This is a genomic window from Providencia sp. PROV040 (assembly GCF_032706145.1).
Taxonomy (GTDB): Bacteria; Pseudomonadota; Gammaproteobacteria; order Enterobacterales; family Enterobacteriaceae; genus Providencia; species Providencia hangzhouensis.
Genome location: NZ_CP120532.1, coordinates 21467 through 46460, shown reverse-complemented (window position 1 = coordinate 46460; position 24994 = coordinate 21467). Strand labels below are relative to the sequence as shown.

The following is a 24994-nucleotide window of genomic DNA, read 5'->3' as shown; positions in this document are numbered from 1 at the left end:
TAACGTTAATTTGCTGTTTGTTTTTGGCGACCAGCTATCGCACTTTTCGCTCTCCGAAGAGAACAAAATCTGCTTACTGATGGTATTCACCATGAGTAAGAAGACTTTTAAGGAGCGAGGAGAGTAGCCTCTCCTGGAGGCCACTCCCTCAATGGACGAACATCACCACATCGTCGTTTTGACCAATGACCCCGGTTTCTTTGGCCCACTTCACTGCTTCACTGTGCGCCTGGTAGGAGCTGGAATACAGTTTCGGATCAAATTTCACCTCGCGTCCATCAGCCAGATAGATGATGCCTGCGTGATCGTCGTAAACATGAAGATTCTGTTGCATTCGACATTCCCCCTGTAGCTTGTCGTCAAAGCCAACTGACACCAGAAGACTTTGAGGACAAGCCACAGAGGCTTGACCAGAAAGAGAGGGGTTGCCCCCTCCCTTTGCGTTGACTATCAGCAGTAACCGAACGATTCAGCGATTCTCACGAAAGGACGAGAGATTGCCCAACCAGTAGGGATACACAAAGCGATGATAGCGATTTCCATGATGTTGCTCCTAAGCAAAAAGGGGCAACATCCCCGTCGGGGTATGGTTGCCCCGATGGGTTTGAAAGTGTCGAAGATTACTCAGCGACAGTTATTACCAAACAAGTTCCTTGCCCTTACGAAGGTAAGTCGGGATTTCGAGATAATCCCAGTCAGGTTCTTGTTTAGCGACTTCTTGAACTTGAGTTACCTCAGGTTCAACGACTGCTTTGGCTTGTTCAGCCTTGGCAGCACGTTCTTTGATGACGGCCTGTACAGACCGCATTGCAGGAACTGCGAATTTGTTCCAAAGGAACAAACCGATACGCTGGAACACTTTAGCGAGAACGATGAAGGAAAAAGCAAATGCCTTCGCGCCTACGTACAGTGCGCCCAGAGATGCAAGCAGAACTACAATGAAAGTGATGATGTGCATGGTGTTGCTCCTATGTAAAAAAACAGGGGCAACACCCGAAAACCGGGAGAAGCCCCCGGCTTGGGGTTAAGTAATGCCATACGGCATAAGACTAGATGCTGTTTGTTTTCGGAGACCAGCTATCTCACCTATAGCCGCAGAGCGACTAAGATGATTCAAATATAGCTCACCTTTGCTAAACAGAAAACGCTGTAACTGTCCATTTTGGGCACTTCGAGAGGTCAGGTTACAGATTGACCGCATTTATCCTTTCCAGTGCGTTTATCTGTACCTCAAATTTAGGAGTATCTCTAATGGCAGAAGCACAAGTAGCACTGGACACAAACAACGACCGCAGCAACCACTACTCTCGCCCTGTTTTCAAGCAAGTTCTGAAAGTAAACAGCCTCCAAGCTCAGCGCGTCATGGAACGCAGCTTTGAGCGAGTTTCCAACTCCCTGTTCTCCATCGACGTGATCCTTCGCATCATCGGTGAGCAGGACGAAATCGACCAGGTTGAAACCGTCATCCTGGAACACATTTCCAAGGTCTCCGAAGACCTGGACAAAGCTACCGCCCAGCTCAACAAGCTGATGGAAGACAACGGCATCGACATGATGCCCGGCTACACCAACCCGAATGAATACACCATCGAGATCAACTCTCCTCAGGTTGCTCAGTTTGCACACCTGATCCGCAAACTGGATACCCTGATGGGGATCGTTGACACTCTCTGGCTGAACACCGTACTGACCAGCAAGCAGCGCACCGACGCCACTTACCAATGGCAGCAACGCCTCATCAAGCTGGCCGGTCGAATCATCGGCATCGAGAAACGGGCTCGCATTTCCGCCCACAGCAAAGGCAAAGAAGGTGAAGTGGCCGAAGCCGCTCCGGAATCTGCAACCGGCGACAAGGAAATCGCAGACGAAGCCGAGAAAACAAAAGCAGCATAACCCAGCCCAAACCTTTGCCCCTCGCCCGAGGGGCTTTTTTTTGTCTTTTATGGTTGCATTTTTTGATGCTGTGATATTATCGAAGTAAATCAGATTCAACTCAGGTAAGAACGGAGAACAACATGAAAAAGGCTTTAATCACCACCGTGGCTCTGGCTGTAGCAGCTCTATCTGGCTGTGCATCCACCAGCAGTTACGAACCCACAGCGTACAAAACCAATCACAGTCGCGCTTACAACATCGCGGAGGCCGGTGGCCTGGTAACAGGCATCCAAGACGCTTCTGTTCCGCGTGACAAGCTGGAGCGTCTGACCGACACCAAAACGTTTGGGGCAGCCTACGTGCTGTCTGGCTACATGTCCCCTCAGCTCGGAATGACCGACTGGCAAGGTGGCTTGGTCAACCTTGCGAACTGGGCTATCGGCCCCAAACAGCATGGCGCTCGCAATAGCTTGATCGCTTGGATGCCTGCTAACGAAGCAGTTTCACCGGCAGACGCTCAGGCCAAATTTCTTTCACATGTGAAAGTTTCCATTGAGTCAGCGCTGACTGATTTGGGTGCCAATTTCACGCTTCTGTATGACAAAGATGGTCGCCTAACCTATCAGTTCTACAAGAATGAATGGGGTTGCCCGACGTGGGTGAACGGACAAAGTAAGGTAGCTGACATGTGTTCCGTTAAGGTGAAAATCGTGGAGCCTCGCCTAGGGTCAGCTCCTAATTTTGTCTCTGGCGTTCAAGGTACAGCGTATGCCTTCACATCAGGCCATGAGACCGCATACAACTTTGTGAATGTCGGTAATGGGGCAGCAAGCCATGCTCCTCAGCAAGCGATCTACGCAGCTATTAGCAAACAGCTACCAGCTTGGGCCTACCTCTACCTTGCTCCAAAATCGGTTGAGCTGGATAATGGCGAAAAAGTTGCTTTCCCTTACCTTCTTGATCAGGGAAAAGCAGAGTTATTTGTTTACCCAGAAGCGTAATCAATCTACATGAGAAAGGGGCCGAAAGGCCCCTTTTTTTATCCACCACCACCAGTTGGCGCGCCTGTTTGAGGGTCTATGCTGTTTGTCGCCTCTTTTCGCTTCGCGTCAATATCAATCCCTTCCAACCGCTCCAACGCCCTTTCCTGAGCATTCTTCCGCGTCCCGTCAATATTGAAGTCATTCCCTGCTCCAGTCAGCGAGTCGAGATTTATTGAGGCCGGATCAGGGAATTTACCGTTCTGCTGTAATATCCCAAGCCACTCATCCAAATTAATTTTGCTCCAATCAATTTCGGCAATTTTATCTAGTGGAATCCCTTCACACTGAGGATTTTTGGGGTCTCCAAAGTTCTGCCCCAATTGAGGGCGAACCTGTTCTTGTATAATACGAGAGAGCGGAGAATTGAAGCAGCAATACGCTTCTCTTTTTTCAATACAAGCGCCCAACACCTTAGATTTACAATAAGAGCCTACATAGGTGCAATTCTTGAGCGCTCTTTTGGCGTTCATAGTGAACTCTTCTTCCTCGCACTTATAAATCATCTGGATCATCACCATCGCAACGACATAGACGGTATATATCGTCATGGCAGTGCTAAGCCATGTTGTCGCAGTCTCCATCATTGCTTCGGCAGCTTGTTCAGATGCTGCGGCAGCCGCCTGCTCTGTTGCTGCATCTTGGCCTGCTGATTTCATGACATCCATCATCACTTCTTTGACTTGCTCTTTGAGCTGGTCAATGAGTTGATCAACAAACTGCTCTACAGGCTGGAAGAACGAATCAACAGCACCTGAAACGTTCTCTATATAACTTGTGAACGGTTTTGTGACTTCTGTCCACCCTTGAAGGGCAGGTTCCCTAAGTACCTGATAAGCACCTTTAAGCGCATTACCATCAGTCAGCCCCATCACTGCGCCATCGAGCTTTGGAACGGCCATTATTAGGTTCAGATAATCGGCAAGAGATATATTGGTTGGCTTTTCACAGCAATCAGAAACTCCCCCAACAGCTATCTTGCATTCGCCAGCTTCCCCTGCAAAAGCAGAGCAAATAACGTTTTCATCCCCGGTAGGATTGTCATCCCCATCTTGGCCTGTGCAGCTCATATCCTGCGTCATGAATTGGGCTGCATTGAGCAACGCAGTAGCGCGAGCAAAATCAGTGCTTTGTGTTTTGGTCAAATCAAGGCAGTCATCTCCCATGCAGCGTATAGGCCCACCGCACTGGTACTCAGTTTCCTTTTCCAAGGTCGGAACAGAAACATCTGTACCACAGTCATAAGTATCCTCGTGGACGTAGCACGTACCAGAACTTCCCTGAGCACCATCAACACATTTGGAACTGATGAAGCCGCACTGAGGGTTTTCTTCATATTTCTGACAGCTATCGAGATTCCCGCCCGTGTTTACCGGACAGTGCGTTTCACCTTGAGGGTCTGTCCAGCAGTCCATTTGCCCCTTATAAAAGTCATAGTCAGCTTTAACTCGAACCTTTTTGCATAGTTTTGGAATACCAGGCAAAGGTGACGGCTTGAGTTGAGATTCGCAAACTTTGATCCCATTGATGACTGTGCAGCCCGTAGCATCAGTCGGGTCATCTATACATGTGATCTCGCCTTCCGCAAAACCATCTACAACCCCTTTGGCTGAATCCATGCAGCTCTGTGGAGCCCACTCATCCTTGGTAATGGCTTTTGATGGGTCATAGCGTAGCTTTATGCGGCCAAAACCCTCACCTGCGCCAGTTACTGAAACGCGGATCTTAAACGTAACAACATCACCATCTTTCACATTCTTGAAATAGGGAGTGACATCAATATTAGGGTTTCGCTCCCAACTTGTTGACAATTCACATCGGCCAGCCGTTTCTGGAGGGAAATTGCCGTCAGGGCCGGACCATACTTTAGTTTCCTGACCTGATTTACCAACCCAAACTTGCATGTAGTCATCCCACTTGGCGTACTCAAGAGTTGCAGACACTATGGCGTCTGGATTACTGACTTGGACCCGCGTGTATTCCTCATAAATCGAACAGTTGCCACTCCAGTAGTCGTTACCAACTCGGCCAATCCACAACTCAGTACAGCCTTCTCCACAAGATTTGAGGTTATATGGACCATCATAGTGCTTCACCACAGAGGCATCGTAGTCATGGACAACCTCACAGTCCGCGCTTTGATCTACAACACGCTGACACCGTTCATACTCTGGAATGTGGGCGTTGATAGTATTCTGATTGATGGTTGTTTCGGCAGAACAATCCCCAAAGCCACCTGCGATGAGGTCCATATCCTCATAGGTCTTTTTGCTTAGATTTAGTACAGGGTCATTACTGAAATCAGGGCGTGATCGATTAGAGGCATCGAGAAGAACCTTGTATGCCGCACCAGAGATTGATGGATTAGCACTATTGGCATCACTCCACAGCGACCCTTTTGCATTATTCCCCACGCTGTCCATGTCATCGCCAGAGTCGTAAATGCCTTGCAGACCGCCCACATCAGGTTTATTGGCATCAGGGAAGTAATAACTATCAGGTTTATTGTTGGTCCCGCTCGTTCCGGGGAATAGATCATTGACATTAATCTGACTCCCCCCGTTCATTTGGAATTGACCGTCTTTCAACGTCGGCATAGAGATTGTGCCATCTTGCACAGTCCCCGAGCTCGACTTGAATGAGTTTGAGAGGTTTTGTCCGAAAGCCTGGGCCTCTTTACCCACCGCTGTGATGTCCTGGTCTTGGCTACCGTTAGCGTAGGAATGTATCGGCAGCGCAGACATGGTTACTGTCAACAGCGAGGCCACAGCTTTCATAAAGTAATTATGACTTCGCATTGTGTTCTCCATTTCAACCTTCCCATGCTATCTGAGAAGACAAGGGCCACCTGTACGTGTAGTGGCCCTTTTGGGGCATAATCTAAAATGCCCGTGCAAATTCGTTAGGGTCTGCTCAATTGTTACAGCAATCATTCCATCGCCAGATGGTGTAAATAGGGTCTTGCCCAATTGCCGGTATAGTTCGCGCCAGACCCCACGTAAGAGTGGATTCGCCAATTACGTGAGATGAGTTTGTCTCTGGAACCGGATGCAATAGCGTGAATTTGTACTGCGTTTTGGGTAGTGTTGGGCTAATAACACCTCTACACATAGCCTCAGAACCCATTGTCTTCCACGCTAACCCCCGGCGATGCAAAGCAGCCAGAACCCTTGTGCTAAGAAGACTGCTATCGCGGATAACACCTTTTCCACCATTCTGGTTGCCACTAAATGGATACAGGGTGCCCCATGAACCAGCACACCAGAAAAGCTGTTTTAAAGGTTTTCCAGCGGTTGATGAGACAGCATCAGCAGTACACGCAGCCGCCGCAATTGGGTTTGCTACTGCCGCCGCCTCTGGATTGGTAAAAAAAGCGAGCTCATCATTGTTCCAGGTCGGGTCGAGCTCCGACATGTACATGATGTCGAGATCCATATACCCATCAGCATTACAGGTCTGCTTAATAAATAAATCGAGCATCACCAACAGAGGAAACGCATAGTAGTGATAGTGCATAAAAGAACCATCACCACCATCCATGTCTCCCATGCCATGATGCCCTTGGTTAGTCCTATCAAACGGGAACCTGACACCATTCAAGACAGATGAGCAGCCAGGCACTCTCTGAAATTCAACAAGCCGTGCTGGCTCCCACATAGAAGTGGTGACTCCAGGCCGAGGGACCCCTAGATTATCCTCGCACATACACAGAGGGTTGCTTACGGCTTCACTCGGGAATGATCCGCCTCCACCACTTATAGGAACCCCTGCTACTTTGATGGGAAAAATACAGCTCCAGCAGATGTCAGTAATCAGTTTTCCGCCGATTACTTCCGCATTCTGGCACCCAGGGTCAGCCGATACCGAACGAACCCAAAAGACCGCGCTAACGGCAATGACCCGTAGAATTTTTTGCATCATGGTAAGGCCTTTACGTAATTCAAGTGTTTCTCCATGACAGCAGGCTTCCCGTGATAGAAACCTTGTTGCCATGACAGTCCAAGTAATTTGGCGCTCTCCCCCAATGGGAAGCTCTCCACCTGCTCAGCAATGAGCTGTATGCCTTTTCGGCGGCAGTGGAGGATGGCCGAGTAGTCTTCAAGCGACCGCAGTCTTCTCGCGTCAAACTTGCAATAGTGCCAGTCATAACGACTCAGGCGCTCCAGCGAAGAGTTTTTGTCTCCATAGTCATCCAGCGCCAGCTCAACCCCTATTTCGGTAAGAGCCTCCCATCTCAATGCGAGAGAGGCATCCTGAATGCCCTCGGTAATCTCGATGACAAGCCGTGATGAGTGATTCTTAGCAATGTCGCGGACAACCCTCCACCACGCTTTGAAAATGACGTCTGATTGCAAAGTATGTTCAGAGACATTCAGAAAAAGAGCTGGGTACAGATCCAAGCAATAATGAAGGTTGTCCTGAATGAACCGTGCCATCTCCATATCCACCAGCCCCCAATAAGGAGGTGATGACAGAGAGGATGGTGTAAGAACCCGGCCTTCGTCGTACCAACGAGCCAGTACCTCAGCAGCGACAAACGAACCTGTGCCGACGTCTTTAATTGGTTGGAAAGCCGGGGCAAAAATCATTCACCGCCCTCCTCAGCAAGTTCGCGGACAACAAACTTCTTGCCTCTGGCAGTAATGACGCTCGGTGTGTGCTCCAGCTCGAACCGGGTAATCAGATCTGGCGTCAGCAGATATACCGGCGCGTCAAAGTTGTCGGTGACACTCTTGTAGGAATCCCAGCCTTTGTCTTTGTCGAACTCTGTGGCGATATAGGTAATCCGTTGTACGCCAGGTTCCTGCTTAATTTCAGGCAGCTTCTTGGCGAGCAGCTCCATTTGCTTTTTGTCCAGCGGGTCGAAAACTACGACCGCTTGGGTAAATGGCCGCGTTCCAGGCTTGCAAACTTCCTTCGGATCGCACAATGGGTTGATCACGTCACCCGCGTGAGCGAACACAGTGCCATCCGGAGTGCTGATGTCACTGGTGATCATGACGCTAGGGTCAATTTCTCGTGTTCGAGATTTTGGCGCTCTGGGCAGCTCATTGAAATTCTGCTTGGTCCAGAAGCGCTCTATAGCCTGTTTCTTCTTCTCTTCCCAGTCGATATTGGCAAGGCGTTTCTTGGCAACATCAATAAGGTCTGGCTCACTGATTTTCTCCACCGGCCCCTTAACGCCGAGATCGCCTTTTTCTCCGTTATCCACTTCCCGAGCCAACCATACCGGGTCGGACAACCCGGAGACCTGGGCGACGACGTTTGGTTGTTCGCCAGGCAGCGGCTCATCCTCCAGCATCACAATCGTGGGAACGGCTGTGATGTTGTACGTTTTGAACAACGTAGGGTTGATGATGATGTTCGGCACTGGGTCTTTTTTGGCCGCGAGCGCCTGAATAGCTTTAACTCCCTGCCCCAAGTTCATTCCTTCCGGGATGCCACGGAACACAATTACAGAATCAGGCTGGCCTGACACCGCCGTTAGGACGTCATCTAACCCCTGTTCGCCAAGAGACAACGAGGCGAAAACCAGTATCCGATGGTCAGAGTAGATACCCTTTTCAGCCTGTTTCCGGTGCATCTCCTTGAGCGTTGGGTTAGTAGTTTGGAGCTGCTTGAAAAATGCCTTGGCTTCGGCCTGAGCCTCGTCCATGTGTTGGTTTTGCAACAGAGATGGCATTTCCATCTTCTGGGCCTTTTGGGCAATTTGCTTTCCTTTCTCAATAAGCGCCTTATCCTGCTCTGTGAGCGGAGACTCTTGAGCGTATGCCCCGCCAGCCACAGAGAATATCAACGCCACCAGAACGCTCTTAGAACAGGGGATATGCGCGGCCAATGATCTGATCATTTTTCACAGTCCCCCAGTAACGTGAGTCGAAGCTGAATGGGCTTTTGCCCATAAACCAGTAGTTATTCTCTTTCAGCGTGGTCTTGCCGTAAAAGTGGCTCTCTGGCAGATGTAGTTTCCCTGCGAGCTGGAGCCCCTCTCCGACGACATCACCATTGACGGTGATCTTCCACTTATCGTTGATCTCGACTTTATCCCCCGGCATACCGGTGAGGATTTTGACCATGCGAGTCCCGTCCTTGTAGAAAGGCTGCATGTTCTTGGCTTGGAAGGCGTAAACAGCTCCCCTCTCCAGAGTTTGGTCGTTCAGATCAATGAGGAAGAAGGTGTAACCCGGCAGGCACTTCTCCTGTTGTGGATCAATGCCAATACGGTAGCGGCTGGCAAAGGCCGCACCAGCAGCCCAAAGAACCAGTAGTGTCACACCGGCCTTAACCCCGAAGCGCTTCCAGGATTCCTTTTTGACGAAATACTTCTTGAGTGGAAAATTCATTTCAGCACCTCATCAGGGAGGTACACGTCACTTGGAGCACCGACGACAGCACTTGCGTCAAGGACCAAATAACCTGCGTCTTTCAACTTCAAAATTGCGTCATTGGTCTTGACCATCAGTCTTTCAACTTCCTCCTGAGAGGCACCAGCGGGATACGCCGACGCCACTTTAGCGAAGTCAACCACGACCACTGGCGGGGTTTGATTCAAACGCTGATGGATGCTTGCCGTTTGTTCGCTCATCACGTAGTAGCTACCGCCGAAGCCACCAGCGGCACCGAGAATGGCGGCGATTGCGATTGATTTAATGTCCATTACTGTCTCCCTGGTTATGCAGCCTGCTGACGGCTTCGCATCACGGCCTTGATTGCCTCAGGAATGCTCATGCCTTGTTTCACAAACTGGTCGATGGCGTTAACGTCCACCGGATCGGTCGAATAAAGCAGCTTCTGGAAGTCGCCCACTATCAAGCGTCCGACGCCCATGCCGCTCTTCGATTTGATAAAGATTTCTGAGTACACGCCCTGGATGGTGTGTACCGTCTTGAGGGTGTGGAACCCGCCCTCTGAAAGGGTCAGACGACCGCTACGTTTAACAGATTCCACGGTTTCTTCGGTTTGGCCGAGCAAGTACATGCTGGCCGAGTTCTCCGCGATGGCGCGGCCCACTGCGTTCTCATAGAGGTCGTTGATGGACTGCGTTGCAATGACAACGGAGCCACCGTACTTACGGAATTTGCGGTAGGCATGTTCCATGAAGACCGAGACCTCGCCCTCTTTGAGCAGGTCCCAGGCCTCATCCACGATGACGACTTTCTTGCGGTTACGTTCACCCAGGAATACTTCTTGCTGGATCTGGTAAATAAGCTGGAGCAGTACAACCTGACGCAAGTGCTTACGCCCTTGCAGTTCATCGAGCTCCAGTACAGTGAACTGGTTCTGGAAGCTGACGTTGTTCTTGCGAGAGAAGTATTTCCCGTAGCTACCTTTCGACGTAAAGGCGTAGAGCTGCTGACCAATATCCTTGAGGCGCTGGTCGTTTTCTTCTTCCAGACAGCGCTCAGCGATGTCGTCAACCTTCATCTCTTTACCTTTCTCTTCCCACAGGCGAGAAAGGACCTGTTTCAGCGCAGAGATTTGCCATTCATCCAGCAAGCCTTTGGCCGACGCCATTGCACAAACGAGGCTGACAATCGCGTCTTCTTCGTCCTCGTAGTTCTGTATGAGCTCGAACGGGTTGAGGCAGACGTGCGTTCCTTCTTCAAAGTGAACGAAGTCGCCATTGAGCATTTCCGACAGCTTCTGGTAGGACTTACCGGCATCAATAACCCAGACCTGAGCACCCTCGGACAAGTAGGAAAAAATCAGTTCGTTGGTAAGGAACGATTTACCCGAGCCGGATTCGGCTGCGATCACCAGGTTTTTGTTGGTATTACTGTCGTGAAGAGACAGACTCATGAGCTGGCCGTTGCGGGAAATCAGCGCTGCATGATAGGTCCCGGTCCCCTTCCATTCCCCAAACACCGGCAGGACCACAGCCGCCTGCTCGGTTGTCATGGTCTTGTAGCGGAATAGGTCTCGCACTGCATCCCGGTCTGTACAGAATGGCAGGCAGTTGAGGAACATCGGCAGAGCAACGAACTTATCCTCCATCAGCTCGAACCGAGATTCACGCCAGATGTTTCGTGCGGCCATCGCCGCCGCTTCAACACGTTCTTTGGTTGGAGCAAATAAAACCACCGAGTAGGTGATCTTGACTGGCTTAGCCCCCTCTTTCATGGACTCATAGAGAGTGTCGAAGCTCTCCTTTTTGTCCGCCAGCACCGGCACGAATTTGAGCATCGGCCCGTAGGCTTGGTTTACAGTGAACTGGCGTTTGCGCTCCAGAGTGTTTTTCGTGCTTTCTGCCTCAGGGAAAAACACATTGGTCACAACCATGTAGTTTTCTTTGATGCTGGAGTTGCCGCCGCTGAGATCCCCGGCATAGGTCAACGCATCACCAAAGTAGAAAACGTCAGGCAGCTTTTTCGCTGACATGACTTTCGCGTGGTAGTCCCCCAGCCTGATGCCGTTCTTGCTGACTTCCACATCAGTGCCGTAATCGAAGATTTGCTCGCAGATGGGCTTATCCATCTCCCAATCCACAGAGTCATGTCGCCATGAAGCATCCGGCCCCCAATTCAGGATGGTGCTCATGATCCGGATGTAGTTCACCGCCGTCATTGTGCGGGGACGCAGACCAACGGTTTGAAGCGATGATTCGACCTTCGTGCGAAGCTGTGCGAGCTGCTGGAGTTCGCTTTCAGTCGGGTTATTGTTCTTGATGGGGACTTTGCACGTAACGAACAGCTTGAGGTCTTGGATCAAGCCATTGTCGTAGATACCTTTGTTGGTCTTGGCAAATATGCGTTCTGTCGTGTGGTGCTGGAGGAAGTTAATCCGTTCCTTGATGACAGATGTCAGCAGCTCGTGACGGAAGCCATCACGCAACCCCATCATCCGGTACATCTCCTGATTGATGTCCGGGGAGCGGAACAGAACAAACTGGAGCGTAGTCTTCGACGGGAACTCCTGATTCAGGAAACCGTTCATTCGCTCCTGAACTTTTTCATCGGCACCACACAGGGGCTCACACATGAAACCAAAGCCTGCACTGTGGTCATCCATAAGGAAGACATGATCGTCTTCGTCATAGGCCAGGACAGGAATAATCCCGGCAGCTCGCAAGTGCTCCGGGATCAACGTTTCTTCGAGTTTCTTTTTGATGGTTACGATCATTCAACACTCTCCAACCATGATTTCAGGTTCTTCGGACGTCCTTTGCTGACACGACCATCCGGAGCAACCACGAACGGAACGCCCTCAATCCCAATGAAATGAGCTGTCAGCAGCGTTTGATCGTATTGGCCGGGGTCGCAGGTTTCTTTTGAAGGAAGGGAACCCAAGGTGTTGTTCATCAGCGCATCGAGCGCGTGGGTTTTGTCTTTCGCGCAGTACAAGTTCTTTGCCAAGCGGTTGGACTCAGCACCCAGAGCAGGAATCACGATAAATTTAAAGGTGTAATCATCCACCAGCGATTTGGCATCACCCATGAGCTGATGGCAAACCGCGCATCTAGGATCGACAAAGACCACCACCTCTTTGTCACCACGCCCCATCGAAACGGTGTTCAGCGTGTCCACATCCATGCCCATGCTCTTGAAGTGGATACGCTCCGCTACATCCCTCATTTGGGACATCGTGTTGAGGGGCTTCTTGCTCCACAGGTCGTAGATTTGTCCTGAAATAACAAATCGCCCGTTTTCAGAGAGGAACATGATCTGCCCATCACTTTGGACGGCTCGAACCCCTTTGATGGGTAGCTCTACGATGTCCTCTATCTTCGCCGCTCTGGGATCGGTGATTTCCAATTTCGATGACGCATGAGCCGTGCCGGTAATAATCCCGAACACCATCAGCGCCCCGAGTAATTTTGTCCGCATGTCTATCCCCTAAGATTGGATTACTGGATGCTGGGCAGTGTATCCGGGGGAGGGAAATAGACTCGCCTCTGTAATAGCCCAATTTGGACAATTCCAGCGCGATACAAAAAAAAGCCCGGTCTGAACCGGGCTTTGAGAGGAATGAACCTTAGTTCATGGTAACAGCTTCGGATTTGCCACCAGAGTCATCGACCCCAACCAGAGAGATGGTCGGCATCGTTTCATAGGTGCCCTTGCTGATAGTCACTCGATCAGAGCTGATGCTCTGCAACTCACCGGCAATGGTCCATTCGTAGGACTTCATGCGGCCATCGGTATCTTCGCAGTTCGCATAAACGATCCACGACCCAACGGTCTCTCGTGAGCTCAGGCTACATGCAGGCAACTTGTTCTCTGCCACATTGATGTTCACCTCGCCCTCAGCTTCATGCCCCATTTCTGAGGTTATTTTCAGCTTGATGCTGTGCTCACCAGCGCCCAGAGTTGCTCTGCCGTAGTAACCGCTGCTTTCCAACGGCGTACCATCTACCGAGTAGACGCGAGTCGAAATACGGTCGCGTGGGTGGCCGCCAGAAATGTACGGTCGCAACAGCACATCCAGAGGCTCACGCTCGTATTTGTTCGAGCCAGAGTATTGCAGGTCGATAGCATAGGGCTCTGCCTGGCCGATCTTGAGCGGTTGCTCGATCACGGTTTCATGGCCGCGAGCATCACGGACAGTCACCTTGATGTTGTAATCGCCCGGCTCATTGATCACAAAGGACCGGACAATATCCTGCCGCTGATCCTGAATCACTGCGTCTTCCGGCAACTCCCACTCGTAGGTCGGTTCTTCCAGCTTGCCGTTGAAGGCAATTGGCCGCACTGACGCGGTGATCGTCGCAGGAGCCACGTCAGCGTTCTTCCTGACCTGCATTCCGAAGCTCGGCCATACATACTGCCACACGCGGGAGCGTAGGCTATGCGAGGCTTCTGCACCCTGATCTCGGTATCCTTCGATCCAGGTGGTGTACTTCGTTTCTACAGTAGCCTGGTTGAGGTCAGTGTCCGAAGGCACGTACTCAGCAGTATCACCCTGCACAATTGAGCCATCAGGCAGCGTGAAGAACCCGTTCAGCTTCACGTCCATCCCACGGTAAGGCAGGCTGGTTTCGGCTTTGAACACATACTTCTTACCGGTCTCAATGACTCGCGGCCCTGTCACGTAAGGACGGGGGGCCTTCACTGCTCGGAAGTCAACTGCCGTTTTCGCAACTTCATAGGCATAGCCGTCATCAGCCGGTGCAGTGGCAGAGCGCACACGAGCCCACAGGCGGTATCGGGTTTCTTCATCGCTCGAAAGCGTGATGCTATCCCCTGTCTGCGCGTAGGTTTTGCCACCGTCAGTAGACCACTCAACAATGGCATTGCCACCGGAGATTGGCTCATCGTTCAACGTCAGGTTCGCTGTGTACTTGCCTTCACTTCCGACAAACAACGTGGTCGGGCCGATAACAGCAATATCAGGTTTGTCGTAAGCGACAACACTGACCGCTTCGGTGTACTTTTCCGCACCTGAGTTGACGTTCACCACCTTGGCCCGAACCTGGTACTCCCCCTTGTCGAAGGTCTTCACAAGCTGATACTTGTATCGATCTTCTGGGATGAACTGCTCCCAGGTTTTACCGTCGTCCTTACTGGTTTCCCACACAACCTGGCCGGTAGCCCGGAGATCCTGACGGTCGTCCAAAGATAGCTTGAACACAGCAGTGAACGGAGCTTCACCAGACAACTTGCGAGCCTCCACGCCAGCACCGATGGCACCACCACGAAGCACTGTCAAGAAGGCAGGTCTGATAGACAACTCTGTGCGGTTGTAACCCTCAACAGGGCTTTCCAGAACAGCCTCAGCAGCGATACGGACGGAGGAAGTATCCACACCAGACAGGTCTACTGAGAACTGAGCTTCACCGTTCGATGCTTCCGCATAATCAGTGAGCGCAACCGTCTCGTTGTAGGCCTTTTGCTGGATCAGGCGTACTTTCCACACCCCCATCGTGTTAGCGTCATAGTCACCATCAGGTTTGTACTGATCACGGATGAGAACCCTAACCGGCAATGCCTGGGTGTCAATCGCGGTATCACCTTTAACTTCAACGATAGGACGGATACTGTCAGAAGGTGCAGAGATAGCCCGGTAGACAACCTCAGTCTTCACATCAGGCACCTTGTTGTAGGCCGCGTTCACCTTGTAGGTGGTCTCCTCCCACAACGCTCGCTCATCGGTATTGATGCGGCGATACACCTTATTGGTGGCACCCCATCCCGGAGTGAAGGTCTCAGACTCAAGAACATCAGAGTTGCGCGATATGGCAATATCCAGATCAGCTCGTTCAGAGTTGATAATGGCATCACCCAGGTAGTTACCTGTCATCGGCACCAAGTAGATGTTGTCTTTGAAGTTGTAGTCGGAGGCTAGTTCAACGGTCGGAGCTGGTGGGTCAACCGCTTCGACATTGAAAGTCTCGTCGTTCAACGTCACCCGAGTGCCGTTACGGGTGAAAATACTTACCCGCCACCCCAGAGGGTGATCACCGTTCTCGGCCAGGGAACCTGACAACGAAGGAGATTCCGATAACGGGTCTTGGACCAGTCCATCGGGGATCTGCTGCCACTCGAACAGACAGGTGCGGCTTGCACTGCCAACAGCTTTGTTCGCGGCCTCGTTTTTCGCACGGTCAGCACTGAGAGTGATTGAACAATCAGGACCTTTGCTCTGCTTGAAGTTCACATCAAAGTCTTCAATGACGCGATTCACCTGAGCAATGTCATCAATCGGGGTGTAACCAACAGAGCCATAGGCAGTAGTTACCGTCAGGTTCTGAGAGCCAGACCCAACTTTTACCTTGGAACCGTCACCACTGAACAGGTACAGGCTGTATTCGACAGGTTGTTCACCAATGCTCACAGCCTGCCCCACCAGCCCGGCAACTTTCATCCCGTTGTTGTCCTGCGTAGTTTGTTCAGCCTCATCCGGAGTTCTGTCCCATTGGAGCAAACACACCGGGTCACGAATTGGGTCTGCGGCCATAGCCACATCCTCTTTCGTGGTGAACCGGCAAGGCACACCCGACTCTGGCAGGGCATAGATTTTCACCGGGTCAATAACCTGGCGAATTGTCCATGATTCAGCCGAGAGCTTGGCCGTCCCTTTCCAGGTATTGATGTCCACAACCAAGATGGGTGAGTTCGGCGCGGAGGTCATGACAAGAAGACTGGAAGAGCCGACCACATCAGGAACAGCCGGTTTAACCGGAATGCTCAAACGACCACCTGACGCACCGAAATCATGTTGGCTCATGATCCCCATTGTCTGGCCCGGCTCGATACGCACCCCATTCACCACCAGCGGCACTTTCGCATCAGAACGGAGGGTCGCAAACACGTCGTATGAACCTGTCACGACAGCACCATCACTGAGCGTCAGCGGCTTGGTCTCGATGATCCGCTTGCCATCTGCATGAACAAATTCATGAGTGACAGCGGGGACCATAACCTTGCCATCCATCCCATCCGCCAGCATCACCTGACGCGGTTTGTACTCGAAGCCAACCGCCTTTTGAACCGCGTTGCCTTGTGCGTCCTCACCGGAAACAGTCAGCGTGTAAGATTCCCCTTCCTTCAAAGACGGGAACATTACCGGGTACTCAAGGCGGAATCGACCTTTCGACTCCTCACGCCAAGACAACTGCACCTTGTCATCGGCTGGGCCTCCGACGAGGGCAATAGAGGTCAGCTTAGGACTCGGGTCGGCAGTATCAGTCAAGGTGATTACAACATCATCCAAAGACTGGATTGGTGCTCCATCACTGATCGATACGGTTAGTGTCGGCGCTGAATTATCTATGCTCATAGCATATTGGGAGCCAGTGAATACCTGCTTAACCTCATTACCGAAAGCATCTTTAGCTACGAGAGATATGCCGGTATATGTGCCCTCTGACAGATTCTCAGCAGAAAATGTGAAAAACCAATCATTTGTGCTACTACGAAGAACTTCAGTACGAGACAACGGACGTTCTTCGCCAGTCGAGGTTATCGCAGACGCACTTGAGTTGTTAGAAATAACCCACTGGTTAACACCCCAACCGTCAAATGAATCAGGCTCACGGAAATGAGCTTTAAAAATCCGCCCATTTCGTTCTAACCCAGCAATTTCAGGAGGGTTAAGGTCATAGCAGAACGTTGCCCCAATCCGATCAGACGGAAGTTCAGGCTTCCCTTCCGGTCGAGACCAATATCCAGGCCATGAACATGAGCGCCCACTGAACGATATATCCGTATCCACTTCTGCATAAGAAGCATTTGCCGGAATTTTAGTAGTAGGCAACCAAGATCCCCATAACTCCTGAGCGTAAGGTCTCGGCTCAACATGAAATCTCAGTTTTTTATAATGGTTAACTGAGCTCATATTAATGGTTTCACCGCGGACCCACTGACCATCATCCCTAAGATATTCAACATACTTACCGATGGGAGCCAAGCTAACCGATGGATCAGCTTTCACACTGACGGATGTATTACCAAGAGAGTTCATAACCCAGTCGTAAATAATAAACGACTTAGTTTTTGTCCCATGTTGCTGGAATACATCAGCTTGCGTCTGCCGATAATCATATGTACCGTCTTCGGCAATGATATTGCCTTCAATACAGTTTTTATAATCACACCAGTTACCGCTTTGAGCACCGTAAGGTGAAGAAGGATAGGAGTTTGTTTTGGGTATCCGGTAGAGCACCCTGTAGGTATCGGAATAAATGGTCATTCCGTTCTGATAAGGCGCAAAACCTGATAGGGCCTGACCATTAACCTTAAAAGTTGAGGCCTGCGGGTTCTTAGGGTCATACACTGCTACTGGCTCAGGATTCTCTCCAGACTTTGCACCTACTGAATCCCAAGCAATAGGATAGGCTATTGACCCTTTGTTCCCTGCTTTATCCAGGGCCTCGAAATGAAGCGTATATAGATCCTCCCCATTAGGGAACACAGTGCTCCAGTTCAACAACTGGCCTTGGCCGTTGGCGTAATTAACCGAGACAACAGGACTCCTCTTGCCTTTGCTATCTACAGCATACGCCTGTATAGAGGAAACCGAAGAACCGGCATCAGATGCAGACACATCTATACCTGAAAATCGGTTAGGACCTCGCAGTAGCGTTCCATCAGAAAGCGCCCGGTTCCATTCCCCTTTTACTGTCACGTTTGCCAAACTTGGCGCTGTCGTATCGACTTGAAGCGGGTATTCATCAGTCTGAACGGAACTTCCGTCTGACGCCAGTATTTCGGCCCTTAGTTTGTAGACTCCCTCGGAAGGAGCCGGTAGTTGAAGTTCCGCACCATAGTAGGATTTTCCACCCACTGTGATGCGATCAGTAGCCCCAAGAAGGTGGCTGGTCGCTGTCGAAACCACTGTTCCATCCGACCGAATCACCGAAATCTTTACCTTTCGGTCGATACCGGCACTCAAGGCAAACGAGATATTGCCCGTTGGGTTGGCATAGTTGGCATTCGGAGTCAGAGACCGTTGCGTACCATCTGGAGCCTTAAAGGTGTATTCCAGCAGCTCTGCATGAGCAGCACCAGCGGTAAGAACCGCCAGAGCCCCAAGCATCGCCGGAATTTTAGGCTTGAAATTGATCATCGCATTCTCCATTCGTTTTGAGTTACAAGAACCCAATGCTGGAGGTTACGGGAGGGAGTGCATAAACATGGGCTGTGGAAGTGCCCTTTTTGAGCAAATAAGGAAATAGTTGGAATTTGTTATGACTGGACTTTTTGCCAAAAAATAAGGGCAGCTTTTAGGCTGCCCCTATCACCCGTTGATTAACGGCAAGGTGTCTTTTACACCCCCAGGCCATTGCTGAGTTGCACAACAGCCGGGATGACCTTCTCTGCATGTTCCAGAGTAGCAGACATGATGGATTCCACTACGGTCGGGGAGTTGTACAGGCCCATACCGCCACCGATACCCATAGCGAAAGCCATGAGGCTCTGGCGAGCGATACCACCAACAACACCGACCAGGATCATCGCACCCGCAACGATTCGACCCAAAGTACCTTGGGTCCAATCCTTGAGAGTTACCCATACGTCGTCAAACGCTGTACCACCAGTACCAGCGTGGGCCTGATCCGGCACGAGCAGGAAGGCTACCACCATCAACCCCAGGAAGAGGAAGAGTGCGTTGTTTTTACTTGAGGCATTCGCCAACTGATTTGCGTTCATCAAGAACATCTCCTATTTGGTTGTTTCAGACTTCGGTTCGTGTTGTACCGTTTGCAGCGGTCTCAAAACTGGCTCACTTTGCGGTGTGCCATCCCCAATCACCCACCTGCGCGGTTCGATTTCGGTATAGACATACCCTGTCACGATGAGATCACCATTGGTGTCCTCCCAGGGAGCTACCCAAATCCGCATAACCTGTGCTGGTGTACGAATTGGAATCGGGCGATCCGGAAGACGCGGTGCGACATAGTTGTCAATCACCGGGTCTCCGGAGCTAGATGAGTTCGCTGAAACGTTTGAGGAACCTTCGCCATCCGCTTCCGCTTTGGCCTCGACTTCCTCTGGTTTCATTGGGCGCGGGACATTTCCGTCATTGGTTGCGGCGTAAACGTCTCGCGCTGACATACACTGAACACCATTCGGCATTCCCGGACAGCTATACTCATCCTTGCCGATGTTGAACGTCGAACAGCCCGACAAAATAAGTAGCGCTGCACCCACCCCCAACATCTTTGCGGATCTTACTGCCTGTTCCTTTTGAGCCTCGCCTCTGGAACTGCCCTTTCTGGTCAAAATGTTCAAATTTTTCATTTCTTGGTTCCCCCGGTGGAACGAATTTGTAGCTTGGTTCCTTTGGTCACGATGATGTCTACCTGACGGCCAGCATCGACCTCGATAACGGGGAAGATGCCTTCGGCCATGTCGATATAGAACTGAGCGATGCGATCTAGCGCCTTACTGGCCCCCTTCACTGCTGCTCCCTGCAACATCTGGTCGGAGAACACAGACTGGTACTGGGTATTTGAGCCAGGGTTAGTGCTGACGACCGGCACAGGATTGACGTCAAAGGCTTCGGAAACGCCACCAAGGAAGCCTGCCATCAAGCTCTTGGCGATGATTTGCCCCTGCTTCGATACGACGCGACCACGGACACCGGCCTTACCGTCTTCACCCACTGCATAGGAATCCAGCTTCGCTTCTATGACCCCCCCATCATCCCGAACGCACGAGAAGGTCTCGCCACGCAGGTACGCTCGCTCTGAACTGAGATCTCCATAGCCTGAAACAATCAGGAAGCACTCACGAACATCCGCACGGAAGCGGTTAGGCAAAATAGCCTCTTTCTGAATCCTGAGGGTCGAAGGGAACGGATCTCGACGAGCACCTTGAGATGTTGGTGCGTCCATACCGTTGATGAGCACCCCTGTCAGGATGGAGCCAGAAGGTAGGTAGATAGACTCATCATCCTTGTTGTCCTTCTCTTCAACTTCTGGCGCTTTCTGCGAGTAGCTCACTATTTGGATGCCTGGTTTAGTTGCATCACGACCGTCTCCCTTGCCAGTTGCAGGAGCCCCACCCTTCGAGTCAGGAAGCGGTGCGTCCCGAAAAAAGGATGCTGGATCTTTGTAGTCGAGCTTTTTCTCCATGAACTGACCATCACCACCAGATGCACCATTAACATCGGCTCTGGCATCCTCTGATGAAGAGGATGTTTTTCCACCAGCAGCGCCGGTTTCGACTTTCTTAGCCAATTCCATGTTCTTCTGGGTCAGGCGGTCCAAATCTTGACGAAGGCGGGTCATCTCACGGCCAACATCACTGGATTTCCCGGCAGTGGTTTTGGTTTCCTCCAGCTCTTTCTTGACTCGTTCCAGCTCCTTTTTCAGGTCGGAGTTTTCACGAGACACCATCTTCACATCGGCAGACAACGAATCTATCCCGATCTCACGGGTGTTTTTGTCTGTGAGAACGTGCTTGATGGTTTCTTGGCGACCGCGCTTCTCTTCTTTCTTGGGTTCACCAGAGAACATTGTCACGACCGCAAAAAGAACGAAGACGCCGCCAGCGATAGACACCCAACGCTTCTTGTTGGGGTCTAACTGTGTCCAAAATCGCTTAATCATTGGGCACCTCCCAGCAGCGATGGACGCTTAGACGTTGGTGCGAGACCACGCTTCTGCTTCTTCGCCACATAGATCTCCGTCTTCTGGCCGGGCTCAAGCACGTTAAGCGGCCACGTAGTCACCGCAGCCACATCCCAGCTCCCACACAACGCCTCTTTGAACTCAATAGGCTGATCAGAGACGTTCAGGGCGACACCGATGAACACGTTAAGGTGGTGGCCCATCATGTATTGCCCCTTGCTAAAATCCACCTTTACCCCAGGATGAGCGCAGCTCGGCACCGCAGCACCAGCAGGGATGCGGTTCAACGTGTAACCTTGAGGGACTTCACCAAGAGCAATCTTTCGGAATACTGACCGGATGGTTTCGACATAAGGCTGGCTCTGTTCCCAGGTCTCAGCCTTGGTATTGGCAAAAGCACCAGTGATACCTACACCACCATCGAGCTTGAGAAAGACTTCTCTGGGCGGAATACGACGGGGAACCATCGTCAGGCTGAGAGCTTGGGATTCCGAGCCTTTTTCAGTAATGAACATAGTCACCGGATACTGCTTATCCGTGGCGACATAGACCACATTCTCTTTGATGCAGACCTCACCACACTGGCCGTTATCCGTCGCCCCGGTCAGAGATGTTGAAACGATCTCAGGATTGCTGAAAGGCGTGACGATTCGGTTCGGATGACCAACGGCTATCGGGATGATCTGGTTAACCCCCGGCTTCATCGTCAGTAAGGGGTTTTCATTCATGCTGCCCACAACCTCATGGGAGCTTTGTCCTGACGTCACAGGGGCAGGAACATCCTTTTTCATAACACTGGCCGGGACAACAGGAATGTCATCCGAGGCATAGGCCATTGAAGTTCCAAGCGCCAAGGACAGCGCCAGGAGCGAAAGTTTAGCGTTGTTCTTCATGCTTTCTCCGGTTTTCTTCTTTGCGCTGGAGTTGCTCCAAAACAGTTTTGGTGCGTGGCTTTCCTACATAGGTGTCGATGTAGTCCAGCACGGGCGCGTAGTTTGAAATCTTGATGGCGAACTCGTAGGAGCGTTCGCTACGCTCTTCGTTAGAAGAAGCCCCTTTGACGTAGGAATATCCGTAGACAAACACCTTGTCGCTCTTGGGCTCGTACTCAACAAAACGCGGCTCAAACCGCATGGTTACGCGGTCGTTCTTGATCTGTTGAGCTTGAATTTCGATGGCATCAATCACGTCCTGATAGATGCTCGGGGAGAGAAGCGGGGTGATCCGTTCTTTCACAAAGTCAACGGTTCCTGGCGTCACATTGCCAAGGAGCTGAGCAAAAGCGAAACCCCAAGCCTCTTTATAGGACTGAGAGGCGTTATTTTTCGTCACCCAGGCTTCTTCCGTGAGCGTGAAAGGCTGGATAGTGACGATGGTTTCCTTGCTGAATACTTGGACCACCAGCAGGAAAACGATAGCAATAAGACCACCCTGGAAGATTCGTCCCCACTTATTTTCTGTTTGGGTCCCTTCCCAGGTCTTGAGATACTTTTTCAGGTTCAAGGCAAATACCTCCGGACAAACGGATTCTTGAGAGATTTGGCCTTGGTCATGATGAACCCGGCCCAGTAGATCATGTGGAGCAGGTATCCATCCGGATGGTTATCCCTGAATCGGCGATAAAGGTTGGTTACAAGTAACCCCCCCAGAAAGCAGATCAGGGCCTTACCGATGATGACCCCTATCGTTAGCCCCAAAAGCATCGGGGCCAACTCATCTGCGCTCCACAACAGCAGATGCGGGGGCTCATCGACCCGGCGCGGTATCTTTACAGGCTTCATAGCAACCCTCTTCTTTTCCTAGTGGCCTGTATTCTCATTCAGGGTCACTGATTTTCTGCCACGGCTTCGCGCCCTTTTCGGGCACTTCCAGCGACAAATAAAAAAAGGCGGCCTAAGCCGCCTCAGACTGCTGACAAAGTCCTCGCTTTTTATTGAGGACTTTGATCTAATAAGGTTAGTGCAAATAATGAGCTAACCGATATGCTAAAAGAACCTTCTCCTCAACAATATCAGTTCGAAACTGTCACTCTTGATGAACTCGTTCCTGAAGACCATCTCGTTCGCAAAGTCGATGCTATTATGGACTTCGAATTTATTCGTGATGCCGTTGCCCACCTTTATTGCCCGAATAATGGCCGTCCCGCGATTGATCCTGTCCGCCTGATTAAAATGATGTTGTTAGGCTATCTGTTTGGTGTCCCATCAGAGCGTAAGTTAGTGAAAGAAATCCAAGTCAACATGGCTTATCGCTGGTTTCTTCGTATGGGATTAACGGAAAAAGTCCCCGATGCGTCAACTCTTAGCCAAAATCGTATTCGTCGTTTCAATGACAGTGAGATTTTCCAACAGATTTTTGACCGTGTTGTTGAGCAGGCCATTAGTGGTGGCATGGCGAATGGACGAGTCCTTTACACCGACAGTACTCACTTAAAAGCGGATGCAAACCCGCGCAAAGCCATTAACGAAGAGCGTCCCATTGCACCAAGTGAATATATTGAACAGCTCAATGCTGCCGTCGAAAAAGACCGGAAAAACCATGCAAAAAAGCCGTTACCCGACGCAAAAAAATCCAACGGAAACAGCGCCGTCAAAAACACTAAAGTGAGCACGACGGATCCTGAAAGTGGTTTTATGCATCGGGATAACAAGCCCAAAGGCTTCTTTTACCTCGACCATCGTACCGTGGATGGCAAACATGGCATCATCATGGATACCCACGTTACAGCGGGCAATGTCCATGATAGCCAACCTTATATTGGTCGATTGCAACGACAAATTGCCCGCTTTAACCTGAATACCGTGGCAGCAGGCGTCGATGCTGGTTACTTTACCGCCCCTGTTTGTCACCTTGCGAAAGAAATGAGTATCGCTCTCGTGCCTGGTTATCGACGCCCCAATAAAGGCCAAAATACGTATCAAAAGAAACACTTCCAATATGATGCGAAGCGCGATGTGTATGTGTGTCCCGCTGGAGAACAGCTCACTTACTGTACAACCGACCGAAATGGCTATAAGCATTACAAATCAAACCGTCAGCAATGCCAAGGCTGTGAACATCGTTCATCCTGTACGCAAAATCAGAAGGCCGAAAAAACCGTGACCCGACATGTCTGGGAGGAAGCGAAGGAATGGTCAAATGCGTTAAGACTGACTAAATGGGGAAAAAAAGTGTATGCAAGGCGAAAAGAGACGGTAGAAAGAAGCTTTGCGGATGCCAAACAACATCATGGTCACCGCTATGCGCGGTTCCGTGGGCTGAGTAAAGTTCAAATGCAGTGCTTATTAGCGGCCACAGCGCAAAATATCAAGAAGATGGCGCTGCTGGCGCTTCTTTTTTATATTTTTGGACACATGAAAGGTCAATTAGCCTTATATAGAACGAAATATAGGCCAAGACAAATATCGCCGATGGAATTTTAGAAAAATATCGCGATCGCGACCTTCGGTCGCTAAAACAATAAACCCCATGCTAAAAACATGGGGTTCGTCATCAATCTGAGGCGGCCTAAGCCGCCTTTTTTGCGTTTACTGGATCGGTTATTGATTTTGAGGAACCGCTTCCGAATGTTTTTCCGAAGCCGCAACGCTAACTTCATTGGCTGGTCGGGCCACCCCCAGAGTTTTCACTTCCTTGTTAGCATTGGCTTTAAACTTGAACATCAGACTGTACGCCGCCAGCAGGAAGAAGCTGAGAATGCCCCAGTAGGTCTGAACCGTGCCCAGAGCCTTGGCCGGGTCACTTGCAGCTCTGTTGGCCGTATCAGCAGCCAACTTAACCCACTGACTCCAGTCAAAACCTGCCGCAAAAGCAGACAGCCAAAACGCGACGGCCACTGGAACGATGAAGATGCACATCAGCACCGCGTTCATCAAAAACCAGAAAAATTGTTTATTAAGGTTCACACTTCCTCCCATTAACCTAGAAAATTGAATGCGTGTTCCAGGTTCATCCCTGCAACAACACCTATAACGAACATCACCTGCCAGACAAGGAACTGCCAGGAGATGAATGAACCAGATGAGCTTTCGCTTTCTCTGACGTGAGCTTGTGCGGACATAGACCC

General features: G+C 50.8%; 22 protein-coding genes. 3 read left to right on the top strand and 19 right to left on the bottom strand.

What is annotated here, in order from left to right:
* Positions 1 to 148: 148 nt before the first annotated feature.
* The gene (locus P3L40_RS24270; protein ID WP_001186917.1) at positions 149 to 334 is read right to left on the bottom strand and encodes a hypothetical protein; all 186 of its coding nucleotides are present in this window, start codon (positions 332 to 334) and stop codon (positions 149 to 151) included.
* 303 nt (positions 335 to 637) lie between these two features.
* Positions 638 to 958, bottom strand: coding sequence for a hypothetical protein (locus tag P3L40_RS24265; RefSeq protein ID WP_000547566.1), 321 nt, complete (start codon positions 956 to 958; stop codon positions 638 to 640).
* A gap of 293 nt (positions 959 to 1251) precedes the next feature.
* On the opposite strand from P3L40_RS24265, the gene P3L40_RS24260 reads away from it, so the two are divergent.
* Complete coding sequence (locus P3L40_RS24260) at positions 1252 to 1893, top strand: hypothetical protein (protein WP_000796664.1); 642 nt, start codon at positions 1252 to 1254, stop codon at positions 1891 to 1893.
* A gap of 341 nt (positions 1894 to 2234) precedes the next feature.
* Positions 2235 to 2876 (top strand): hypothetical protein, encoded by a 642-nt coding sequence (locus P3L40_RS24255; RefSeq protein WP_223854615.1) that lies wholly within the window; start codon positions 2235 to 2237, stop codon positions 2874 to 2876.
* 38 nt (positions 2877 to 2914) lie between these two features.
* Here P3L40_RS24255 and traN read toward each other — a convergent pair whose 3' ends face one another.
* The 15 genes from traN to traL form a co-directional block, all read right to left on the bottom strand.
* Positions 2915 to 5725: a conjugal transfer mating pair stabilization protein TraN gene (traN, locus tag P3L40_RS24250; protein ID WP_001909286.1), complete on the bottom strand. Its 2811-nt coding sequence runs from the start codon at positions 5723 to 5725 to the stop codon at positions 2915 to 2917.
* A gap of 103 nt (positions 5726 to 5828) precedes the next feature.
* Positions 5829 to 6836, bottom strand: a complete 1008-nt coding sequence (locus P3L40_RS24245; protein ID WP_000983283.1) for a TraU family protein — start codon at positions 6834 to 6836, stop codon at positions 5829 to 5831.
* The gene (locus P3L40_RS24240) at positions 6833 to 7504 is read right to left on the bottom strand and encodes an EAL domain-containing protein (RefSeq protein ID WP_001337754.1); all 672 of its coding nucleotides are present in this window, start codon (positions 7502 to 7504) and stop codon (positions 6833 to 6835) included. Before P3L40_RS24240 ends, P3L40_RS24245 begins: the two co-directional genes overlap by 4 nt.
* On the bottom strand, positions 7501 to 8766 hold the full coding sequence (locus P3L40_RS24235; RefSeq protein WP_000621288.1) for a TrbC family F-type conjugative pilus assembly protein: 1266 nt from the start codon (positions 8764 to 8766) through the stop codon (positions 7501 to 7503). Before P3L40_RS24235 ends, P3L40_RS24240 begins: the two co-directional genes overlap by 4 nt.
* Entirely contained in the window at positions 8729 to 9259 is a 531-nt protein-coding gene (locus tag P3L40_RS24230) for a S26 family signal peptidase (RefSeq protein WP_001010738.1), read from the bottom strand. The genes P3L40_RS24235 and P3L40_RS24230 overlap by 38 nt, the downstream gene beginning before the upstream one ends.
* Positions 9256 to 9573 (bottom strand): hypothetical protein, encoded by a 318-nt coding sequence (locus P3L40_RS24225; RefSeq protein WP_000351984.1) that lies wholly within the window; start codon positions 9571 to 9573, stop codon positions 9256 to 9258. The genes P3L40_RS24230 and P3L40_RS24225 overlap by 4 nt, the downstream gene beginning before the upstream one ends.
* A 14-nt stretch (positions 9574 to 9587) precedes the next feature.
* Complete coding sequence (traC, locus tag P3L40_RS24220) at positions 9588 to 12035, bottom strand: type IV secretion system protein TraC (RefSeq protein ID WP_000637386.1); 2448 nt, start codon at positions 12033 to 12035, stop codon at positions 9588 to 9590.
* On the bottom strand, positions 12032 to 12739 hold the full coding sequence (locus tag P3L40_RS24215; RefSeq protein ID WP_001259347.1) for a DsbC family protein: 708 nt from the start codon (positions 12737 to 12739) through the stop codon (positions 12032 to 12034). Before P3L40_RS24215 ends, traC begins: the two co-directional genes overlap by 4 nt.
* A 148-nt stretch (positions 12740 to 12887) precedes the next feature.
* The gene (locus P3L40_RS24210; protein ID WP_085281193.1) at positions 12888 to 18419 is read right to left on the bottom strand and encodes an Ig-like domain-containing protein; all 5532 of its coding nucleotides are present in this window, start codon (positions 18417 to 18419) and stop codon (positions 12888 to 12890) included.
* Positions 18420 to 18619: 200 nt separating this feature from the next.
* On the bottom strand, positions 18620 to 18937 hold the full coding sequence (gene traA, locus P3L40_RS24205) for a TraA family conjugative transfer protein (protein WP_064754699.1): 318 nt from the start codon (positions 18935 to 18937) through the stop codon (positions 18620 to 18622).
* 78 nt (positions 18938 to 19015) lie between these two features.
* On the bottom strand, positions 19016 to 19594 hold the full coding sequence (traV, locus tag P3L40_RS24200; RefSeq protein ID WP_000793435.1) for a type IV conjugative transfer system lipoprotein TraV: 579 nt from the start codon (positions 19592 to 19594) through the stop codon (positions 19016 to 19018).
* The gene (locus tag P3L40_RS24195; protein WP_024131605.1) at positions 19591 to 20904 is read right to left on the bottom strand and encodes a TraB/VirB10 family protein; all 1314 of its coding nucleotides are present in this window, start codon (positions 20902 to 20904) and stop codon (positions 19591 to 19593) included. The genes traV and P3L40_RS24195 overlap by 4 nt, the downstream gene beginning before the upstream one ends.
* Positions 20904 to 21821 (bottom strand): type-F conjugative transfer system secretin TraK, encoded by a 918-nt coding sequence (locus P3L40_RS24190; RefSeq protein ID WP_096043119.1) that lies wholly within the window; start codon positions 21819 to 21821, stop codon positions 20904 to 20906. Before P3L40_RS24190 ends, P3L40_RS24195 begins: the two co-directional genes overlap by 1 nt.
* Positions 21805 to 22431 (bottom strand): TraE/TraK family type IV conjugative transfer system protein, encoded by a 627-nt coding sequence (locus tag P3L40_RS24185; protein WP_001049716.1) that lies wholly within the window; start codon positions 22429 to 22431, stop codon positions 21805 to 21807. Before P3L40_RS24185 ends, P3L40_RS24190 begins: the two co-directional genes overlap by 17 nt.
* Positions 22428 to 22709, bottom strand: a complete 282-nt coding sequence (gene traL, locus P3L40_RS24180; RefSeq protein ID WP_000805625.1) for a type IV conjugative transfer system protein TraL — start codon at positions 22707 to 22709, stop codon at positions 22428 to 22430. Before traL ends, P3L40_RS24185 begins: the two co-directional genes overlap by 4 nt.
* A 201-nt stretch (positions 22710 to 22910) precedes the next feature.
* Between traL and P3L40_RS24175 the strand changes: the two genes are divergently transcribed.
* Positions 22911 to 24350: an IS1182 family transposase gene (locus P3L40_RS24175; RefSeq protein ID WP_136135613.1), complete on the top strand. Its 1440-nt coding sequence runs from the start codon at positions 22911 to 22913 to the stop codon at positions 24348 to 24350.
* 117 nt (positions 24351 to 24467) lie between these two features.
* On the opposite strand, the gene P3L40_RS24170 is transcribed toward P3L40_RS24175, so the two are convergent.
* Positions 24468 to 24833 (bottom strand): hypothetical protein, encoded by a 366-nt coding sequence (locus P3L40_RS24170; protein ID WP_001052531.1) that lies wholly within the window; start codon positions 24831 to 24833, stop codon positions 24468 to 24470.
* Positions 24834 to 24844: 11 nt separating this feature from the next.
* Positions 24845 to 24988 (bottom strand): hypothetical protein, encoded by a 144-nt coding sequence (locus P3L40_RS24165; protein ID WP_001275801.1) that lies wholly within the window; start codon positions 24986 to 24988, stop codon positions 24845 to 24847.
* Positions 24989 to 24994: the final 6 nt, after the last annotated feature.

What these genes read in the sequence shown, in the direction of transcription:
- P3L40_RS24235 (WP_000621288.1), bottom strand. Translation starts at nt 8,766, where the DNA reads ATGATCAGATCATTGGCCGCGCATATCCCCTGTTCTAAGAGCGTTCTG.
- P3L40_RS24260 (WP_000796664.1), top strand. Translation starts at nt 1,252, where the DNA reads ATGGCAGAAGCACAAGTAGCACTGGACACAAACAACGACCGCAGCAAC.
- traV (WP_000793435.1), bottom strand. Translation starts at nt 19,594, where the DNA reads ATGAAAAATTTGAACATTTTGACCAGAAAGGGCAGTTCCAGAGGCGAG.
- P3L40_RS24225 (WP_000351984.1), bottom strand. Translation starts at nt 9,573, where the DNA reads ATGGACATTAAATCAATCGCAATCGCCGCCATTCTCGGTGCCGCTGGT.
- P3L40_RS24265 (WP_000547566.1), bottom strand. Translation starts at nt 958, where the DNA reads ATGCACATCATCACTTTCATTGTAGTTCTGCTTGCATCTCTGGGCGCA.
- P3L40_RS24245 (WP_000983283.1), bottom strand. Translation starts at nt 6,836, where the DNA reads ATGATGCAAAAAATTCTACGGGTCATTGCCGTTAGCGCGGTCTTTTGG.
- P3L40_RS24270 (WP_001186917.1), bottom strand. Translation starts at nt 334, where the DNA reads ATGCAACAGAATCTTCATGTTTACGACGATCACGCAGGCATCATCTAT.
- traL (WP_000805625.1), bottom strand. Translation starts at nt 22,709, where the DNA reads ATGAAGCCTGTAAAGATACCGCGCCGGGTCGATGAGCCCCCGCATCTG.
- P3L40_RS24190 (WP_096043119.1), bottom strand. Translation starts at nt 21,821, where the DNA reads ATGAAGAACAACGCTAAACTTTCGCTCCTGGCGCTGTCCTTGGCGCTT.
- P3L40_RS24210 (WP_085281193.1), bottom strand. Translation starts at nt 18,419, where the DNA reads ATGATCAATTTCAAGCCTAAAATTCCGGCGATGCTTGGGGCTCTGGCG.
- traN (WP_001909286.1), bottom strand. Translation starts at nt 5,725, where the DNA reads ATGGAGAACACAATGCGAAGTCATAATTACTTTATGAAAGCTGTGGCC.
- P3L40_RS24230 (WP_001010738.1), bottom strand. Translation starts at nt 9,259, where the DNA reads ATGAATTTTCCACTCAAGAAGTATTTCGTCAAAAAGGAATCCTGGAAG.
- P3L40_RS24215 (WP_001259347.1), bottom strand. Translation starts at nt 12,739, where the DNA reads ATGCGGACAAAATTACTCGGGGCGCTGATGGTGTTCGGGATTATTACC.
- traA (WP_064754699.1), bottom strand. Translation starts at nt 18,937, where the DNA reads ATGGTGGTAGCCTTCCTGCTCGTGCCGGATCAGGCCCACGCTGGTACT.
- P3L40_RS24165 (WP_001275801.1), bottom strand. Translation starts at nt 24,988, where the DNA reads ATGTCCGCACAAGCTCACGTCAGAGAAAGCGAAAGCTCATCTGGTTCA.
- P3L40_RS24175 (WP_136135613.1), top strand. Translation starts at nt 22,911, where the DNA reads ATGCTAAAAGAACCTTCTCCTCAACAATATCAGTTCGAAACTGTCACT.
- traC (WP_000637386.1), bottom strand. Translation starts at nt 12,035, where the DNA reads ATGATCGTAACCATCAAAAAGAAACTCGAAGAAACGTTGATCCCGGAG.
- P3L40_RS24240 (WP_001337754.1), bottom strand. Translation starts at nt 7,504, where the DNA reads ATGATTTTTGCCCCGGCTTTCCAACCAATTAAAGACGTCGGCACAGGT.